The 1187-nt window shown below is 64.9% G+C and carries 1 protein-coding gene and 1 pseudogene; one reads left to right on the top strand and one right to left on the bottom strand.

The window, feature by feature from the left end:
• Positions 1–363, bottom strand: a pseudogene (locus Q0341_RS05530) (hypothetical protein); the annotation flags it as partial.
• 74 nt (positions 364–437) lie between these two features.
• On the opposite strand from Q0341_RS05530, the gene Q0341_RS05525 reads away from it, so the two are divergent.
• Positions 438–1187 (top strand): sugar kinase (locus Q0341_RS05525; RefSeq protein ID WP_299511089.1); only part of this gene is annotated, 750 nt, incomplete at its 3' end.

Raw genomic sequence — 1187 nt, 5'->3', positions numbered from 1 at the left:
CAGATCGAACACGGCCGAGCCACCTGCCGACAACAAGACATCGTCACCGCCCCACGCCCCGGCTTGCAGCTGCAGGCGAAACAACTCGGGCGACATGGTGGTCTTGCCGTGCGGGGCCAGCGCCACGCCTTTGCGCTGCACAAAGGCCTGCATCCAGGCCAAGTTGTGCGTGAGCGCTGGGCGGCGCAGCACGGCCACCGGATAAGCCAGCGCGTCATCGAGCAGGTGCCAGCCGCGCTGCCCCAGCTGCGAGACACGACAAGGCTCGGCCGCCAAGGGGAAGCCCTTGCAGCTCGCGTTCAGTACAAAATCGCTTTCAGTGCCTGCTGTCCACATGTTGTATGTCTCCAAGATGTCGCCCATCGCAGTCCGCGTTGGACAATGATTCTCCCACCTCCACCCCTGAATTCACTTCAGCCCCGCAGCCCTTTTTTGACATGACCCACCCCAACCCAACCCTGGACATCGTGGCGCTTGGCGAAGCCATGGTCGAGTTCAACCAGCGGCCCCATGAACAGGCAGGCGACGCCCCGCTTTACCAACAAGGCTTTGGCGGCGACACCAGCAACGCCGCCATTGCCGCGGCCCGCGCCGGAGCGCGTGTGGGCTACATGACGCGTCTGGGGCAAGACCGCTGGGGTGATCGCCTGATGGACCTGTGGAAGTGCGAAAACGTGGACACCACCACCGTGCTGCGTGACGCGCAAGCGCCCACCGGCATGTACTTCGTGAGCCACGACGCGCAAGGCCACCACTTCAGCTATGCGCGTGCCGGTTCAGCCGCCAGCCGCATGCAGCCGCAAGACCTGACACATTGGCAAGACGCCATCGCCAGCAGCCAGTGGCTGCACCTGTCGGGCATCTCTTTGGCCATCTCGGCCACGGCCTGCGACACAGCTTTTGCAGCCATGGCGCATGCCCGGAGTAGCGGCACACGGGTGGCCCTCGACTCCAACTTGCGTTTGTCGTTGTGGCCCCTGGCCAGGGCGCAGGCCTGCATCCGCCATGCGGTGAGTCTGTGCGATCTGTTCTTGCCCAGCCTGGAAGACATGACCGTGCTCACGGGCCTCACCCAGGCGGCCGACATCGTCGCCTGGAGCCACGCACAGGGTGCGGCGCAGGTGGTGCTCAAATTGGGGGCTGACGGGGCGCTGGCCAGTGATGGCAAAAACCAGCAACGCCTGCCG

This window comes from uncultured Limnohabitans sp., assembly GCF_937889215.1.
Taxonomy (GTDB): Bacteria; Pseudomonadota; Gammaproteobacteria; order Burkholderiales; family Burkholderiaceae_C; genus Limnohabitans_A.
This window is presented reverse-complemented; position numbering and strand designations above follow the sequence as displayed.